The 15,963-nt window shown below is 53.9% G+C and carries 14 protein-coding genes and 1 tRNA gene; 4 read left to right on the forward strand and 11 right to left on the reverse strand.

Going from position 1 to position 15,963, the window contains the following annotated elements:
* The first annotated feature begins 141 nt into the window (after window positions 1-141).
* Entirely contained in the window at window positions 142-936 is a 795-nt protein-coding gene (locus NDQ72_03465) for an inositol monophosphatase (GenBank protein WKD29016.1), read from the forward strand.
* Window positions 937-1,055: 119 nt separating this feature from the next.
* Here NDQ72_03465 and secF read toward each other — a convergent pair whose 3' ends face one another.
* The 5 genes from secF to queA all read right to left on the reverse strand — a co-directional run bounded on the left by secF (window position 1,056) and on the right by queA (window position 6,662).
* Window positions 1,056-1,982 carry a protein translocase subunit SecF gene (gene secF / locus NDQ72_03470; protein ID WKD29017.1) on the reverse strand — a complete coding sequence of 309 codons (927 nt, stop codon included), beginning with the start codon at window positions 1,980-1,982 and terminating at the stop codon, window positions 1,056-1,058.
* 78 nt (window positions 1,983-2,060) lie between these two features.
* Entirely contained in the window at window positions 2,061-3,914 is a 1,854-nt protein-coding gene (gene secD, locus NDQ72_03475; protein WKD29018.1) for a protein translocase subunit SecD, read from the reverse strand.
* Window positions 3,915-4,049: 135 nt separating this feature from the next.
* Window positions 4,050-4,376 carry a preprotein translocase subunit YajC gene (yajC, locus tag NDQ72_03480; protein ID WKD29019.1) on the reverse strand — a complete coding sequence of 109 codons (327 nt, stop codon included), beginning with the start codon at window positions 4,374-4,376 and terminating at the stop codon, window positions 4,050-4,052.
* 71 nt (window positions 4,377-4,447) lie between these two features.
* Window positions 4,448-5,584 carry a tRNA guanosine(34) transglycosylase Tgt gene (gene tgt, locus NDQ72_03485; protein ID WKD29020.1) on the reverse strand — a complete coding sequence of 379 codons (1,137 nt, stop codon included), beginning with the start codon at window positions 5,582-5,584 and terminating at the stop codon, window positions 4,448-4,450.
* A gap of 46 nt (window positions 5,585-5,630) precedes the next feature.
* Window positions 5,631-6,662, reverse strand: coding sequence for a tRNA preQ1(34) S-adenosylmethionine ribosyltransferase-isomerase QueA (gene queA / locus NDQ72_03490; GenBank protein WKD29021.1), 1,032 nt, complete (start codon window positions 6,660-6,662; stop codon window positions 5,631-5,633).
* A 113-nt stretch (window positions 6,663-6,775) separates the two neighbouring features.
* Here queA and NDQ72_03495 point away from each other — a divergent pair.
* A tRNA-Leu gene (locus tag NDQ72_03495) sits at window positions 6,776-6,862 on the forward strand.
* A gap of 153 nt (window positions 6,863-7,015) precedes the next feature.
* On the opposite strand, the gene NDQ72_03500 is transcribed toward NDQ72_03495, so the two are convergent.
* A complete protein-coding gene (locus tag NDQ72_03500; protein ID WKD29022.1) occupies window positions 7,016-9,181 on the reverse strand; it encodes a thioredoxin family protein in 2,166 nt (721 codons plus the stop codon).
* Between the two features lie 77 nt (window positions 9,182-9,258).
* Window positions 9,259-10,365: a redoxin family protein gene (locus NDQ72_03505; protein WKD29023.1), complete on the reverse strand. Its 1,107-nt coding sequence runs from the start codon at window positions 10,363-10,365 to the stop codon at window positions 9,259-9,261.
* 162 nt (window positions 10,366-10,527) lie between these two features.
* Between NDQ72_03505 and NDQ72_03510 the strand changes: the two genes are divergently transcribed.
* Window positions 10,528-11,949, forward strand: coding sequence for a PLP-dependent aminotransferase family protein (locus tag NDQ72_03510; GenBank protein WKD29024.1), 1,422 nt, complete (start codon window positions 10,528-10,530; stop codon window positions 11,947-11,949).
* A gap of 10 nt (window positions 11,950-11,959) precedes the next feature.
* On the opposite strand, the gene NDQ72_03515 is transcribed toward NDQ72_03510, so the two are convergent.
* From NDQ72_03515 to NDQ72_03530, 4 genes are all read right to left on the reverse strand, one after another.
* Window positions 11,960-12,583, reverse strand: a complete 624-nt coding sequence (locus NDQ72_03515; GenBank protein ID WKD29025.1) for an NAD(P)H-dependent oxidoreductase — start codon at window positions 12,581-12,583, stop codon at window positions 11,960-11,962.
* 93 nt (window positions 12,584-12,676) lie between these two features.
* Window positions 12,677-12,940, reverse strand: a complete 264-nt coding sequence (locus NDQ72_03520; GenBank protein ID WKD29026.1) for a hypothetical protein — start codon at window positions 12,938-12,940, stop codon at window positions 12,677-12,679.
* A gap of 114 nt (window positions 12,941-13,054) precedes the next feature.
* Window positions 13,055-13,588 (reverse strand): TetR/AcrR family transcriptional regulator, encoded by a 534-nt coding sequence (locus NDQ72_03525; protein WKD29027.1) that lies wholly within the window; start codon window positions 13,586-13,588, stop codon window positions 13,055-13,057.
* Between the two features lie 185 nt (window positions 13,589-13,773).
* Window positions 13,774-14,757 carry an MBL fold metallo-hydrolase gene (locus NDQ72_03530; protein ID WKD29028.1) on the reverse strand — a complete coding sequence of 328 codons (984 nt, stop codon included), beginning with the start codon at window positions 14,755-14,757 and terminating at the stop codon, window positions 13,774-13,776.
* Window positions 14,758-14,866: 109 nt separating this feature from the next.
* Between NDQ72_03530 and NDQ72_03535 the strand changes: the two genes are divergently transcribed.
* Window positions 14,867-15,790: a LysR family transcriptional regulator gene (locus NDQ72_03535; protein ID WKD29029.1), complete on the forward strand. Its 924-nt coding sequence runs from the start codon at window positions 14,867-14,869 to the stop codon at window positions 15,788-15,790.
* The last annotated feature ends 173 nt before the right edge of the window (window positions 15,791-15,963 follow it).

A 15,963-nucleotide genomic window follows, 5' to 3' on the forward strand; every position in this document is an offset into this window, starting at 1 on the left:
ATGGGCTCGGTAATCAAGTGCGGAAAACGCGCAGTTTAGCATGAGTCGATAGCATGCCCGAGAGGGCTCTGTTAGAATTGCCCGCCAAAGCAGTCCTGCCACTGCCTCCGTTCTTTAACATCACTGTGACAAGGCCCGATCATGAATCCTATGGTCCAATTTACGCTGCGCGCTGCGCGTGGCGCTGTTGAACACTTTTTACGTGTTCGTGAACGCATTGAAAATGCTCACGATGAATTTAACCTCGACCGCTTGCTAGAAGACACTGCTCGCAAAGCAGAGGCCACCATTGTTCAACAGCTGCAGCGTGGGTACCCCCAGCACGGCTTCAGTGGCCGCTATACGCCCCATAAAGCGGGTGAAGGCGAAGGCGCTGATATCGTCTGGAAAATTGAACCAATGCACGGCTATTCCAATTTAGCAGTGGCAGGTAAGGGCTTTGCTCTCTCAGTGGTGTGTCTCGTCAAAGATCGCCCCGAACACGCGGTCATTATCTGTCCGTTTTCTGACGATGAGTATATCGCCAGCCGCGGCCGCGGTGCTCAGCACAACGATAAGCGCATGCGTGTAAGCAAGCCTACCGCCATTAGCGGTACGCGGATAGCGATGAGCCTGCCAGAAACTTGGTTGCGCCCCAGCCATTTGCCCGCTTACCTGACCATTACTCAACAATTAGCTCCCCAAGTGGAAGCCATGCTGGCATCTGCTAGCGGCCTGCTGGATATTTGCGAACTTGCCTGTGGGCGTGTGGACAGTGTCTTTGTTTTGGGTCTTGAAGAGCAGGATATGCAGGTGGGAACGCTATTGCTGAAAGAGGCCGGTGCGCTGATGGGCACGCCTGACGGCAAGCCGACAGTGAACGCTGAAGGTCAACTGATGGCCGCTGGCCCACGTCTGTACAAAGCCTTGATTAAACAATTGGCACCGCATTTTTAAGTTCGTAAAAATGGTAAGTGGTAAAAGCGATTGATACAGTCTGCTCGATGACCACGCATTAAAAAGGCTCTGTCGATTTTATCGGCAGAGCCTTTTTGTTGCGGATTGCTTTTGCTGGTTTACGGCAGCTCTTCTTCCTCTTCATCCGTCTCTTTCTTGGTGGGGATAAGGTCTTCCCGTGAAAGCTTGAGCGGAATCAGTAACGCACCTGAGATATAAATTGATGAGAACGTACCCACCACGATGCCAATTAACAGCGCAATAGCGAAGTTCTCGATCATGTCGCCGCCTAATAGCAGCAGCGCCAGCAACACCAGTACCGTAGTACCAGAGGTGGCGAGCGTGCGGGACAGGGTGGCATTGATCGCTTCGTTGAAGATTTGCGGCATATCATCAATACGCGATGTTCGAATAGTCTCGCGGATACGGTCATAGACAACAATCGTATCGTTTAGCGAGTAGCCGATAACGGCCAAAATCGCTGCCAGAACCGTTAGATCGAACTCAAGCTTGAACAGCGCGAAGATGCCAACAACAATGATGACATCGTGAAGCAAGGCTAGCAGGGCACCAAGAGCAAACTTGTATTGAAAGCGGAAGGCAACGTAAAGCATCACTACGCCCAATGCCACTAGAAGGCCTAAGCCGCTTTGGTCGCGAAGTTGGTCGCCTACCTGTGCACCGACAAACTCGGCCCGCACAAGATTAACGCTATCGCCATTGGCACGTAGCAGGCTGACAACATCGTTACCGACATCCGCATCGAATGCTTGCTGAATGCGGATAAGTATTTCTGTTGATGCGCCAAACGTTTGCACCGACACGTCTTGGAAACCACTGTCTTCGAGCAATTGGCGAATCGCGTCTAAGGAAGGGACTGCGCCGTAGCGCACTTCCACCAGGGTGCCGCCGGTGAAGTCCAGTCCGAGATTTAGCTGCTGAAAAATAATCGCGCCAATCGAGATGATTAGCATCAAGGCAGAGACGATAAACGCAAGGTTGCGCCGCCCCATAAAGTCGATTCGCAGTTGTGATAGGGGTTTCATTACCACCTCTTAAATTCTGGGCTAAGCACGTGGTTCAGATCCATGCTTTTCAAATCTATGCCATTTAGATCCATGTGTTTAAATCCACAGCTTTTTGACGGGTTTGCTGCCATAGGTCAGGTTGACCATGGCGCGCGTGACCAGTAGTGCTGTGAACATGGATGTCAAAATGCCAATGGAGAGCGTAACGGCAAACCCTTTCACTGGGCCGGTACCGATTGAGAACAGAATCACCGCTACCAGCAGCGTGGTGATGTTGGCATCCACGATAGAGGTGAAGGCGCGCTCGTAGCCCGCATAGATTGCTTGCTGAATTGACATGCCGTTGCGCAATTCTTCGCGTATACGCTCGAATATCAGCACGTTGGCATCAACTGCCATGCCTAGCGTCAGCACAATCCCGGCAATGCCTGGTAGTGTTAACGTAGCGCCCAGCATCGACATAACCGCGACGAGCAGCGTTAGGTTTAGCGCTAGGGCAATGTTGGCAAATACCCCGAACACTTTGTAGCGCACCAGCATAAACAGCACGACCAGTAATAGGCCGATTTGTACCGACAGCAGGCCACGCTCAATGTTTTCGGCACCCAAGCTTGGCCCAATAGTGCGTTCTTGGACAAAGTAGATAGGGGCGGCGAGTGAACCAGAGCGGAGCAGAAGGGCAAGCTCAGCAGCTTCAGTCGGTGAGTCTAAGCCGGTAATGCGGAAGCTATTGCCCAGTGCACTTTGGATGGTGGCAAGGCTGATCAAGCCGCGTTCGACGTAGGGCTCGCGAATAATCGTTTCTTCGCCCGTTTCAGGGTCGATTTCTACGCGATCTTCGCTTTTATGTTCAATGAACAATACCGCCATATTGCGACCGATGTTGGTTCGCGTGGCGCGGTTCATTAACGTACCGCCGGTGCCGTCCAAGTTAATGTTGACCTGGGGGCGACCATTTTCATCAAAGCTATTGCTGGCACTGGATACGCTATCACCGGTAATAATGACATCGCGCATCAACTCTGCCGAGCGTGCTGGGTCGTTACGGAATTCTAGACGTTCGGTTTCCGTGTCAGGCGTGTCGTTGCGAGCTTCCAGGCGAAACTCTAGGTTTGCCGTTGCACCCACAATACGCTTTGCAGCCACGGTATCTTGAACGCCGGGCAGTTCAACCACGATTTGACTAGGGCCTTGGCGTTGAACCATCGGCTCAGCGACGCCCAGCTCGTTAACGCGGTTACGCAGCGTGGTTAAGTTTTGATTGATCGCATAGTCTTGAATCTCGTTAACCGTTTGGTCACTGAGCGTCATGACTAGGTTGGAAGCACGACCATCGCCTTCGTTGCTGTATTCAAAATTAGGGAAGTCGCGACTAATCAAGCGCCGGGCAGTATCGCGGTCTTCTGCACTGCCAAAGCCGATTGACAGCGAACGCTCGTCGATGGTGGTGTTGCGATAGCGAATGCGCTCCCCACGTAGCAGTTCACGCATGGCACTGGCATTCACTTCCAAGCGCTGGGTAAGGGCGGCATCCATATCTACTTCGAGTAAGAAGTGCACGCCTCCACGTAAATCGAGGCCCAGTGTCATGGGAGATGCGGAAAAGGCTTGCAGCCAACCAGGGGTGGCGTCAGCGAGGTTGAGTGCGACAGTCGCGTCACTACCCAATACATCTGCGGCAATATCGCGGGCGTCTAGCTGATCATCATCACTCTGAAGGCGAATCAGCCATTGGCCATTCGTTTCTTCAATGGCTTTAATGCCGATATCGCTATCAATGAGCGCTTCTTCAACGCGGGATATTTGCCGTTCATCCAGCGAATCGCCCTGGGCATCGCTAACCTGGATGGCGGGATCTGCGGGGAATAAATTGGGAAGCGAATAGATAAGGCCAACCACCAGGACGACCAGTATCAGCAGATACTTCCACAGGGGGTAACGGTTGAGCATGCAAGCCCTGCCTTCAATTACAAACGGAATTGCTGTGCACGGAAAAACCGCGCACAGCAAAGTTCACCATCGTGGCTACCATGTCACCCCTGCCGGGGTGGCTGGCACTGGATCGGCAGGGGGGAGATGCAGGCGTTAGATGGACTTAATAGTGCCTTTAGGAAGTACGGCAGCAACGGCATTTTTCTGCACGTTAACTTCGGTGCCTTCAGAAACTTCCAGCGTTAGGAACTCATCATTAACTTTGGTAACACGACCAACAAGACCGCCACCGATGACGACTTCATCGCCTTTGGCCAAGCCAGTAACCAGCTGCTTGTGCTGCTTAGCGCGCTTTGCCTGGGGGCGCCACAGCAGGAAGTAAAAAATCAGCACAAAACCAACCAGCATGACAATTTGCGCGATGCCACCGCCGGCAGCGGCTTCTTGGGCATGGGCTGGTGAGATGAAGAAATCCAGCATTGCAGAGAACTCCTGGGTTAGAAAACTCAATGGGTGAACCGATTAAACCACCCGCCAATGGCGGATGGCGATTAATTCGCTAGGGGAGGCACTGGCAGGCCGCGCTGGGCATAAAAGCCTTCCACAAAGGTCGTCAATGTACCCGCTTCGATTGCCGCGCGCAAATCAGCCATTACCCGCTGGTAGTAGCGTAAGTTATGGATGGTATTGAGCATGGAACCCAGCATTTCGTTACAACGATCCAGGTGGTGCAGGTAGCCCCGTGAGAAATTCTTACAGGTATAGCAGTCACACTCGGCATCAAGCGGTTGGGTATCAAAGCGGTGCTTAGCGTTACGGATCTTGACCGTACCGTCGGAGGTGAACAGGTGGCCGTTGCGTGCATTACGGGTAGGCATTACGCAATCGAACATGTCGACGCCTCGGCGCACGCCCTCTACCAAGTCTTCTGGTTTGCCAACGCCCATCAGGTAGCGAGGGGTGTCGTCAGGCATCCACGTCGGTAGATAATCGAGTACCTTGATCATCTCTTCTTTGGGTTCGCCTACCGACAGGCCGCCAATGGCTAAGCCATCAAAGCCAATCTCGAGCAGCCCTTTTAGTGAGCGTTCGCGAAGTTCAGGGTGCATGCCGCCTTGAATAATGCCGAACAGCGCCGAAGGCGAATCACCATGAGCCTCGCGTGAGCGTTTCGCCCAGCGTAGCGATAGCTCCATGGATTTTTCGGCTTCTTCAAAAGTGGCTGGGTACGGCGTGCACTCGTCGAAAATCATCACTACGTCAGAGCCCAGCGAGCGCTGCACGGCCATGGACTCTTCCGGCCCCATAAATACCTTGCTGCCATCGACCGGCGAGCGGAAGTGAACGCCTTGCTCGGTAATTTTGCGCATTTCGCCTAAGGAAAAAACCTGAAAACCGCCGGAATCGGTCAGGATAGGTTTGTCCCATTGAGCAAAGTCATGCAAATCGCCATGGGCTTCAATCACGTCGGTGCCTGGGCGCAGCCATAGGTGAAAGGTGTTGCCGAGAATGATTTCTGCGCCAATCTCTTTCACGGAGTCAGGTGTCATGCCCTTCACCGTGCCGTAGGTGCCCACCGGCATAAAGGCCGGGGTTTCGACGGTACCGCGGGGGAAGTGCAAGCGTCCCCGGCGTGCACGGCCATCGTCGGCTAGGCGCTCAAAGCGCATAAAACATTCGTTTCGCATCTAAATAACTCGTCAATAATCGGTTAAGGCGCTGGACGTATCGTGTTTAGCGGGTCAGCAGCATGGCATCGCCATAACTAAAGAACGCGTAGCGCTCGTCAACTGCCGTGCGATATGCCCGCATCATGTGGTCATAGCCTGCAAATGCAGAGACCAGCATCAGCAGGGTCGACTCGGGCAGGTGGAAATTAGTTATCAGGGCGTCTACGCAGCGCCATTCGTAGCCAGGGTAGATAAAGATATCGGTGTCGCCGCTGTAGGGGGCGATCTGGCCGTCGCTACTTTTCAGGCAAGCGCTTTCTAAGCAGCGCACGCTGGTAGTGCCGACGGCAATGACCCGTTTCCCAGCGGCCTGAGTGTCACGCACTTTTTGACAGGCAGCCTCAGACACCTCAATCCACTCGCTATGCATATGGTGTTCAAGGATGTTGTCGACGCGCACTGGCTGAAAGGTGCCAGCGCCGACGTGCAAGGTCACAAAAGCACTGTTAACGCCTTTCTCGGCCAGGGCATCCAACAACGGTTGGTCAAAGTGAAGCCCTGCGGTGGGCGCTGCTACTGCGCCGTCGCGGCGGGCATACACCGTTTGATAGCGTTCCCGATCGCTCAACTCATCGTCACGGGTGATATAGGGCGGCAGTGGCATATGGCCGTGCTTTTCAAGCAGCGCAATCATTGGCGTGTCGCCTAAAAAGCGCAGCTCAAACAGCGCATCGCGGCGGCCTTCAACCACCGCATGAATGTCGCCTTCAAAGATCAACTCGGTGCCGGGCTTGGGCGATTTGCTCGAACGGATATGTGCTAAACCACGGTGGCTATCCAACGGGCGCTCCAGCAGCATTTCTACTTTGCCGCCGCTAGCCTTGTGGCCGTGCAGGCGTGCTGGAATGACGCGCGTATCATTGAATACCAGCAAGTCGCCGGGTTCGAGTAGTTCAAGTAAATCAGCAAACCGGCGATGCTCAAGCGCGCCGCTTTGGCCATCCACGCATAGCAAACGGCAGTCGCTGCGCTGCTCAGAAGGGTAGCGAGCAATTAGCTCGTCGGGTAGCTCGAAATGAAAATCCGCGCGCTGCATGGAAATGGCTCTTATCAGTGGTCAAACAGGCGGCATAGGATAGCGCTTTAGATAGATAAAGTCAGTCAATGTGATTGACCTGCGAGGTTATCTCCGTATAATGCGCAGCCATTGCCGGTGTGGCGGAATTGGTAGACGCAGCGGATTCAAAATCCGCCGCCTTTACGGGTGTGCCAGTTCGAGTCTGGCCACCGGCACCAAATTCAAGGGCTTAGCGATTTATCGCTAAGCCCTTTTTTTGTGGTGCGCCAAGCTTGCTACACCATCAAAAGATACTCCACTTGGTTAGTCAGGGTGTTTTTCTTTGCAGCATTAAAAATATCTTCGATATGGCGATGCTGGATAAGAGAGAGTTAATCCAATTGGCTCGCCAGCACCGATAAGGTATTAGGCGCAAGAAGTTGTGAAAGAACTTCAGGCTCGGTTGCGCCTGGTGCGTACCATAAGTAGAGAGGTACCCCTGAACGACCGTGCTGCTCCAAGAAAGTGGTAATGGCGGGGTCTCCATTAGTCCAATCGCCCTTCATTGTGATCACTTCCGCCTGTTCGAATGCTTGCTGCGTGCGGGGTGTGTTGATGGCCCGCTGTTCGTTGATCTTGCAAGTGACGCACCAGTCTGCCGAGAAGTAGACCAAAATGGCGTGACCTTGTTGACGAAGTTCGGTCAATCGGTTCGCATTGAAGTCGAGTGAGCGTGTGTCGACTGAACTTGGGAGCGGATTGGGGTCTACCGCTTGCGGGATAAAGGCGCCAGGAACGAGCGCGCTTCCAGTCAGCGCCAGCCCGGCAGCGAGTCCTGCCGGTAGCCAGCTTAACCGCTTGGCGCTTCGTTGACGTAGTCCGGTGAACCAAAGCCCTATCGCCAGCAACATGATCAGCGCGAGGCTCGCAATCATGCCGTTGTTGCTGAGCTGGCGGCCGAGCACCCAAGCCAAGGCTAAAGAGGTTAGGAACATGGGGATGGCCATGATATGCCGAAAGGTGGCAAGCCAAGGGCCAGGGCGGGGAAGTACGCGGCGCAGCACTGGCACGAACCCAAGCAGCAAAAATGGCAGGGCAATGCCCAGACCCAAACCAGCGAATACTGTCAGTGCGGCAAACGTGGGGAGTACCAAGGCTGCGCCAAGAGCCGTGGCCATAAAGGGACCGGAGCAAGGCGTTGCGACGAAGGCGGCCAGTACACCTGTCCAGAAGGCACCGGCTACACCGTCCTGGCTTGCTAGCTTGCCACCGGCATTGATGGATCCCAGCTCAAAAAGGCCGGCCAGATTAAAACCGATGGCCGCGGTCAACAGGGTCAGCACCAGGATGACTCGCGGGTCTTGCAGTTGGAAGGCCCAGCCAACCTGAGTACCCACTGCACGTAAGGCGATAATCGTCGCGCCAAGTATTAAGCAAACGATAACCACGCCAGCGGTATAGGCTAACGCCTCGCGCCGGGCTTCGCGTTGACCTCCGGTTAAACGCGCAAGGCTAAGCACCTTAAGGCTGAGAATCGGGAAAACGCAGGGCATGATATTGAGCAGAACACCGCCCAATAGGGCGCCGAAGAATGCTGTCAGCAGCAGAGTAGGGCTGCCTTGTTCACCGGTGGTGCTGGCGTTGGTGGTATTGGCGATGGTGGTACTACTGGAGGAGGAGGCACTCTGATATCCGTTGGTGCTCGCCGCTGGCGCCTCAGCGCTATGGCTAACCAGTGTTAAGCCGGTCCCGGTTCCCAATGATAGCAGCGCCTCGAACGCATCGGGCGGGCTGTTTGCCGACCAGGAGTTAGCCCGCTGAGTTTCAACAATCAAGACATCGCCTTCACGGCTGAAGATTTGTTCAGCCGCGGGGTCCACGATGTTATCGGTGTCGACGAATAAGTGTGGATCATTCAGCGTTACGCTAGCGGGCAAGGGGATGCTGACTCGCAGCCGCGCATCGTTGATCGTCACAAAGCTGGCTTGCGAGCCCAGTGGCCTGGGTAACTCACGCCGCCACTCATCGAAGCGCGCTTTGCGCTCTTGCGTAATACGGCCATCGCCTGCGGTGAGGGTAATGGCTAGCGTCGATTGTTCGGGAACGCAGGCATCCGCACGGCAAGCGAGATAGTTCAAACCGACGGTGATTGGCAGAGGCGTTCCCGGCGCGACCGAACCATCTATCTCAACGGGGATTAGTAGCGCGTAAGGATGCTCAAAGACATGATTCATCAAGTCGCCGGTCATCAGCGTATGTGGCACTGGAAATCTGGCATCGCCCACGCTGACACCATCCGGTAATTGCCAATTGAACTGCGGTGCCAAGCCAATGCTGCCCGGCTGTTTCCAATACCCATGCCAACCTGATTGCGGCTCCATGAAAACGGCTAACGTGCTGGAGGTGCCGGCTGCGGGTTGGTTCGTTTCCGCTATCAAGCTGCTCTTGATGAGTGTCTCGCCCGAAGTGCCGGGAAACTCTTGAGCAGCCCCGATCTGGGGGAACAGCATTAACGCCAGATAAAAGAGGACACAATAGCGGTAAATGGATCGGGGCATTGGTTCTCAGCCCGCTTGAGACGGGCTGCTCCATTGAAAAGTATATCGCGCCGTGGCTGGTGCGAAATGGCGGTAGGTTATTGGCTGATGCGTTCGATGGCTTCGGCGAGCTCGGTATCTTGTGGCCCAAGCTTGTCGGCTACCTTGCCATCGGCATCAATAAGCACAACGGTTGGTATCTGTTGAATGCCGAAGCGGCGGTGTATGTCACCATCGGCATCAAGTAGCACGGGAAACGCTGTCTCGGTGGTATCTAAATAGCTTTCGACATCGGACTCTTTGGTCCAAAGTCCAGAAATAATGCCTACCCATTGAGTCTCCGAGTCTTTACTCAATTGGTTGACGGTTTCGCGAACGCGGCGACAAGCAGAGGCGGTGGCCGGCTGGCTCTCGGCAAGGTAGGACTCACACCATGAAGCAAAGAACACCATGCCTAGGGGCTTATCTGTCGCTGTGCGGGACAGGTCGATGGTGTCGCCGTCGCGCGTGGTGATATTCATCTGGCTAACCGTCTCGCCTACCGCTAACGCATTGGCGTCGATACCCTCGGCTGGGGCGTCGTGAGTGGCTGTTGATGAGTCGGGCTCAGTGGGTGTTAGTGCTGCTTGTAATGCCTCTTCTAGGGCTTGATCGTCACGATAGCCAATGTGAGTGATGTGGCCACTGCGATCAATCACGACATGCTGCGGGGTAACGCGCAGGTTAAGGGCTTCAGCCAGCGTGCCGTCATCTACCGTGATAGGCATCGTCAGGCCCATTTCTTCGCGATACGCACGCGCAGATGCTGCGCTGTCTGCGTAGCCGGTGTTAACGGCGATGACCTGAATGTCGTCACCATGTGTTTCCTGGATGGCCTGAAAGCCTGGCATCTGCTGGCGGCAGGGTACGCACCAGGTTGCCCAAAACTTTATATATACCGGTTTGACGCCATACAGGGTGCTGAGATCGATGGTGTCACCCTCCAGCGTGGTAATGCTTAACTCGGGGCCGGGTTGACCAATCAGCGACTCGCCAGCCGCTTTGGCGCGCTGTTCGCCATCGACGTCGGCATCATAGGCCTGGTCAGATTCCGATTGTTCAGATTCCTGTTGTTCAGTGGTCTCGGTCGCTAGTGAAGGGCCAACATAGCCGAGCAACATGGCGAGCAGTATCGCCGTTGAAAGCCTGGTGCTGTTTATTCGCATAGGGGAGATCCTCTGGGTAAATGGTTCGGGCCTTGCGCAATCGCTTTGGGCTAGCTCAAAGAACGAGAACAAGGTTTCAGACCGATAAAAGTAGTGTGGAGTGTGAGCAGGATTGTGAATGGCATCATGGTCTAAAAAAAGAACCAAGAATGACTGGTTTTTATGTACCATTACGTTATGAACAAACTTCGCTTTTCGCTTGATCGCCAGGGCAAGCAGTCTCTTTCCGAACAAATACGCTTCAGCATTGCGGATGCTATTCGGCAAGGGCATTTGTATGAGGGCGCGCGGCTGCCTTCATGGCGTGATCTTGGCGCGCAGCTGGGTGTTTCGCGGGGCACCATAAAAACGGCTTATGACCGGCTCAGCGACGACCAGCTAGTTGTTTCCAAGGGGGCTGCAGGTACCTTCGTTAGCTCCGTGCTACCCGCAGTGCCAGAGATGGCCGCGGTGGTCTCTCGCCTGCCACTGCCTGATCTGTATCAGGATCTGGATAGTGTTCCCAAGCTTTTTCAAGTGGGCGTGCCAGCTCAGGACGCATTCCCCTTTAAGCAGTGGTCGCGCATCATGCTGCGCTGTACGCGAAAGGCAGTGGCTGAGTCGCTGCGTTATCCAGATCCTCGGGGCGAGTCTCAGTTGCGCAAGGAAATTGCTGCCTATCTAGCGGTATCTCGGGGACTACTCTGCTCTGCCGAGCAGATCATTATCACCAATGGCTATGCGGGCGCGCTGGGTTTGGCATTGCACCTGCTACGCCTGGATTCACGGCGGGTGTGGGTTGAGAACCCTGGCTATCCGCTAACTCGGCATGCCTTGTCGCTGGCAGGATATACATCAGTTCCCGTTCCGGTGGATGATCAGGGAATATGTGTGGAGCAAGGCATAGCGCTGGCCGCGGATGCCCGCTTAGCGATTGTAACGCCAGGCCAGCAAGCCCCCTTGGGGATGCAGTTGTCGCTGAATCGGCGCCAAGCACTACTGATATGGGCTCGAGAAAATGCGGGTTGGATCATCGAAGATGATTATCTAAGCGAACTGCAGCTAAGCGGACAAGCAACACCGGCGCTGGCCTCGCTGGATCGTGAAGGAAGGGTGATTCACATCGGTACTTTCAGTAAGACCATCAGCCCACGCTTGCGGCTCGGTTTTATGGTTGTACCGGCCAAGCTGTCAGAGCGCGCTGGCGATACGGCTGCCGCTTTATCACCCGCGTCTGGACTGCCGAGCCAGCTAGCCGTGGCGGAGTTTCTGCGCGATGGTCATTACTTGCGTCATATTCGGCGTATGAAACGCTTGTATAGACAGCGACGAGATGGGCTGCTGGCACTCATCAATGGATCGGTCTCACTGAGCGATATGGCAGGTCTGTCACTGATGCTCGCCTTGGAGGATGACATGGACGACGTTGCTATTGCCGAGGCTGCCCAGGCTTTTAACTTGGCCCCGATGCCGCTGTCTCCCTGGTATGCCACCCAAGCCGGGGCGCGAAAAGGGTTACTGCTAGGCATAACCAATCTATCCAGCCCTGCCTGTGAAGAAGGCTATCAGCAGTTGGCAGCGCTTATTGATCGCCATCACCAATAGTGGCTGGGCTTTAAATCGATGACTCGTCATTAGTCAGTACGCCAGCTTCGATTAGCGTGGTCTGCGCCTGTTGCCACGCTTTGGCGATCGCGGCTTCGCCGAACACTAAGCCCTGCAGATATACGAAGTGGACATCCCGAATGCCGATGGTGTTGAGAATAAGGCTGAGGTAGGGAGTGAGAAAATCCGGTTGTGGGTTATCGCCTTGTAACATACCGCCCGCGCTCACCAGAACGGTGGTGGGGCGATCGTGCAATAACCCTTGTTTGCCCTCTGAGACGATAAATGTGCGGTTAATACGCACCACGTGGTCTATCCAGAGTTTCAGCGCTGCCGGTACGCTGAAGTTGTGCATAGGCAGCGCGATTAATAAGCGGTTGCTCTGCTCCAACTCACGAATCAGTTGCTCGGACTCTGACAGGGCAGTGTTAACACGATCGCCGATATTGTGGCTGAGTAGCGCCGAAGAGTAATGGTGGGTTAGTGGCGACAGCGGAGCGGCAACTAAATCGCGTTCTATCAACCCCACGTTTGAGTTTCTGGCTGTCTCCTCAGCTAGGATCTTTTGAGCCAGGCGATAGCCCAGCGCATGCTTGCCATGCGGGCTAGCGTGAACAAATAAGGTGTTGTGCATAAACCTCTCTTTTTAAAACCCTCTTTTTAAAACCCACTTCTTAAAACGACGGTGACCTTCTCCTGATTATCTTGAAGGAGTTCAGTCAATCAATCAGGTGACAGGACGATCCTGGCCTGCGGTCAACTTTTGTTCCTGTACTTGCCTATCTGACGCTGGAAGGCCGTCAGAACCTACTCCCAATATCATACCGCGATAAAAGGCTTTTATTCCCTTCCGTCCTGAGAGCAAGGTCAGTGCAAGTAACCCGCTGAATCCCAGTGCTAAGCCGATTATGGGGCCAATGATGTAACAGAACAGCACAAGAAATGGCATGCCAACCAGGTAGTCGATGGATTTCACAATTATATGTCGCATGAGGTTTCTCTATTTTTGAGCATGCTCAATTTTTAATTGAGCGCGCTCAAAAAGTCAAGCAATTTTGCCCTGGTCGGCCTTCGAGATGAGACCTGGAATACGGTGGGGAAGGTCTTAATTGGTGGGTAAGATAACCGTGAGCTCGGCTCGGAAGTCGTTGATGGCAGCCTCTCGGCAAGGCTGATCGTGGCTAAGATGGCGGACAAGTGTCATGAGGTAGCTGTTTTCGATCAGGCGCATACGAGTGGCGTCATGCAAAGTCGTTGCGCTTAAGATACAAGGCAGCAGTGAATCGTCGACGTTGCGTAAATAATCAAGGTCCCAGAGTGCCTCTTTCAGCAGGCTACGGCTCAAGGCGATATGATCGAAGTAATAGCGATAGAAGTGGGAGGCCAGCTCAACTAATGCTTCGTGCTCGTTGCCGCCCGCCCAGCTCGCGAGGAAGGTCTTGGCGATGTGGCTGATCTGCTCTTCCATGCCCTCCCGCAAGATATCGATTTTGTTGGGGTAATGGCTGAACACAGTGCCGTCGGCGACACTAGCACGACGAGCGATCTCACGAGTGGTAGTAGAGGAAAAGGAGCGTTCGGAGAACAGCGCCCAGGCAGCCTCACGAATACGCTTGCGGGTGACTTCCTTCTTGCTCATCCTCTCACTCTCCGAGATGTCCATTGGCTGACTGATGATACCTGCCCACGGCTTAGGCTCAAAGGCTGGTGCCTAATGCAAAAAACCGGATTTGTTGGCGAGAGGTATCATCATGTCGTCGAAAGCAGGAATATCTCGAATAGTGATCGATCATTTGTCGTGCATGGACAAATAATGGCGACAGGTCAGACGTCAGCGCGATAATTGACGGGCACCCAATCAAACATCGTGCTGTCTTCGACCACGTACCCGATGCCTGGGAATGCGATATGGCAACCAGCCACCATGTATTTCTCTGCTACCGCTTCGGAAAAGGCCGCTTCACGAGTGATGACCGCCTGGTTCGGGTCAACATCAAAGGCAATCGCCACGCCCGGTTCGTCGAATTGAATGACATCGCCGTGGGTGATATCACCCCAATAGACGAATTTTTCGCCTTTGCTTTCAAACCATAAGGCACTGTGACCAGGGGTATGGCCTGGACGGTGGGTTGAATTAATCACGCCTGGAATGGCTGGCATATCCGTGTCGTAGGTTTTAAGCGTGTCGCTGTCGATATAGGGCTTGGTTGACGAGACCGCCTGATCAAAGAACGGCTTAGCGTCGTCTGGGGCCTTGTCACGGTTTTCGGCACTAAGCCAATACTCCGCATCCAGTTTCGGCACATGGACTATCGCGTTGGCAAACACCTTTTCACCGTTTAGAACGAGCCCGCCGACATGATCGGAATGAATGTGGGTAATTACCACATCATCGATCTGGTCGGGGTGATAGCCCGATGCGATGATATTGTTTGTCAGTTTACCCAAGGCTGAGCCCATCAGATTACCGGTCCCTGCATCCAGAAGAATCAGCCGATCACCGAAATTCAGCAAATAGGCATTAACTGACAGGTGGGTTGGCGTGCCTTGAAATGCATTAGCAAGTGCGGTGCGAGCCTGTTCGGGGGTGATATTCAGGTAAAGGTCGGCGATCGGAAATAGGCCCGTACCATCCGAAAGCGCAGTGACTTCGACATCACCCACCATCAAACGGTAATAGCCCGGCGCTTGCGTGCCAACTAGCGGTGCGCTGGCTGCCGCGTGTAATGGGATGAAAACGCTGCTGGCGGCTGCACCAACGGCCATAGCAGCCAGCGAACCTTTAAGCATATCTCTGCGTGACAGCATAAAAACACCCTCTTTCAATCAATCAACAGGCCAGAATTCAACCGGCGGTTTGTAACGCGATGAGGAAAAGGTATATTCCCATTGGTCAGTAATCAAATCGATGCCAATCATGGATAATATTGATCATTTCAATTTACGCTCCTTCGACCTCAATCTTATGGTCGCGTTTGACGCAATGATGCAAGAGCTGAGTGTCACCAAGTCTGCCGAGAAGCTCCGAATTGGTCAGTCGGCAATGAGCCATAATTTATCAACCCTACGGATGCTATTGCAGGACGACCTTTTCGTTCGTGTTGGGCAGAAAATGCAGCCAACGGCCAAAGCTCGAGCGCTGGCTGGGCCGGTGCGAGTAGCGTTGACGCAGGCGCAAAATGCGCTTCAGTCATCGGATAGTTTTGAGCCGCAAACGGCAGACCGGATTTTTCGGGTGGGTATTGCCGGTGAAATGGAGATGGTTCTGCTACCTGCCTTGGTGGATCGACTGCAATCAACGGCACCAGGGGTTCGACTGCTGAGTCGCGCGATTACGGTCGAAACAGTAGATATGATGATGGATTCGGGCGAAATTGATCTGGCCATTGGCTGTAAACAGTCTCGTCATCTAGGAGAAGTTCTGTTCGAATCCAATGTGGCATGCTGCTTTAATGCCGATCTGTGTCGATTAGTTCCGCCATTATCGCGTGATGATTACCTTGGCGCACGGCACGCTGTTCTTTCCCAGACGGCAAATGTCGCGGGCTGTGTTGGTGATGCCTTGGAAGCATTGGGAATAGAGCTCAATGTCATTTTAGCGGCGCCTGACTTTATGCCGCTGCTTGCTGCAGCACGCAATGCACCCGTTGTGGCAACAGTGCCTAAAAGGATTGCCGTGCAGTATGCACCGTTATTCGGGCTGGCATTTTGTGAAATGCCTATTCCGCTTAATTTCCCACCGGTAACTATGAATTGGGCAATATGGTCGGATAAGGATGTCGGACTGAGCTGGTTGCGAGACCAAATCAGGTTAGTGATTGACGATATCTCGCGGAGTTAATTGGCCATTACTGCATAGTAATTCATGAAAGCTTGCTGAATACAGCTCCCATTGAAAAGCCGACATTCGCTTCCCCAAAAGCATATCGCAGCGGGCTGAGTGCTAATGAGGGGGGCAAGTCTGCTTTTTACGATCTTTTTTCATCTGGCCGTTCTTTTCGGCTGATTCCATTG

This window comes from Halomonas sp. KG2, from assembly GCA_030440445.1.
Classification (GTDB): Bacteria; Pseudomonadota; Gammaproteobacteria; order Pseudomonadales; family Halomonadaceae; genus Vreelandella.

Coding starts and splice junctions, on each gene's coding strand:
- NDQ72_03530 (WKD29028.1), bottom strand. CDS start 14,757: ATGCTGTCACGCAGAGATATGCTTAAAGGTTCGCTGGCTGCTATGGCC.
- NDQ72_03535 (WKD29029.1), top strand. CDS start 14,867: ATGGATAATATTGATCATTTCAATTTACGCTCCTTCGACCTCAATCTT.
- tgt (WKD29020.1), bottom strand. CDS start 5,584: ATGCGAAACGAATGTTTTATGCGCTTTGAGCGCCTAGCCGACGATGGC.
- secF (WKD29017.1), bottom strand. CDS start 1,982: ATGAAACCCCTATCACAACTGCGAATCGACTTTATGGGGCGGCGCAAC.
- NDQ72_03515 (WKD29025.1), bottom strand. CDS start 12,583: ATGCACAACACCTTATTTGTTCACGCTAGCCCGCATGGCAAGCATGCG.
- yajC (WKD29019.1), bottom strand. CDS start 4,376: ATGCTGGATTTCTTCATCTCACCAGCCCATGCCCAAGAAGCCGCTGCC.
- NDQ72_03465 (WKD29016.1), top strand. CDS start 142: ATGAATCCTATGGTCCAATTTACGCTGCGCGCTGCGCGTGGCGCTGTT.
- NDQ72_03505 (WKD29023.1), bottom strand. CDS start 10,365: ATGCGAATAAACAGCACCAGGCTTTCAACGGCGATACTGCTCGCCATG.
- NDQ72_03510 (WKD29024.1), top strand. CDS start 10,528: ATGTACCATTACGTTATGAACAAACTTCGCTTTTCGCTTGATCGCCAG.
- secD (WKD29018.1), bottom strand. CDS start 3,914: ATGCTCAACCGTTACCCCCTGTGGAAGTATCTGCTGATACTGGTCGTC.
- NDQ72_03525 (WKD29027.1), bottom strand. CDS start 13,588: ATGAGCAAGAAGGAAGTCACCCGCAAGCGTATTCGTGAGGCTGCCTGG.
- queA (WKD29021.1), bottom strand. CDS start 6,662: ATGCAGCGCGCGGATTTTCATTTCGAGCTACCCGACGAGCTAATTGCT.
- NDQ72_03520 (WKD29026.1), bottom strand. CDS start 12,940: ATGCGACATATAATTGTGAAATCCATCGACTACCTGGTTGGCATGCCA.
- NDQ72_03500 (WKD29022.1), bottom strand. CDS start 9,181: ATGCCCCGATCCATTTACCGCTATTGTGTCCTCTTTTATCTGGCGTTA.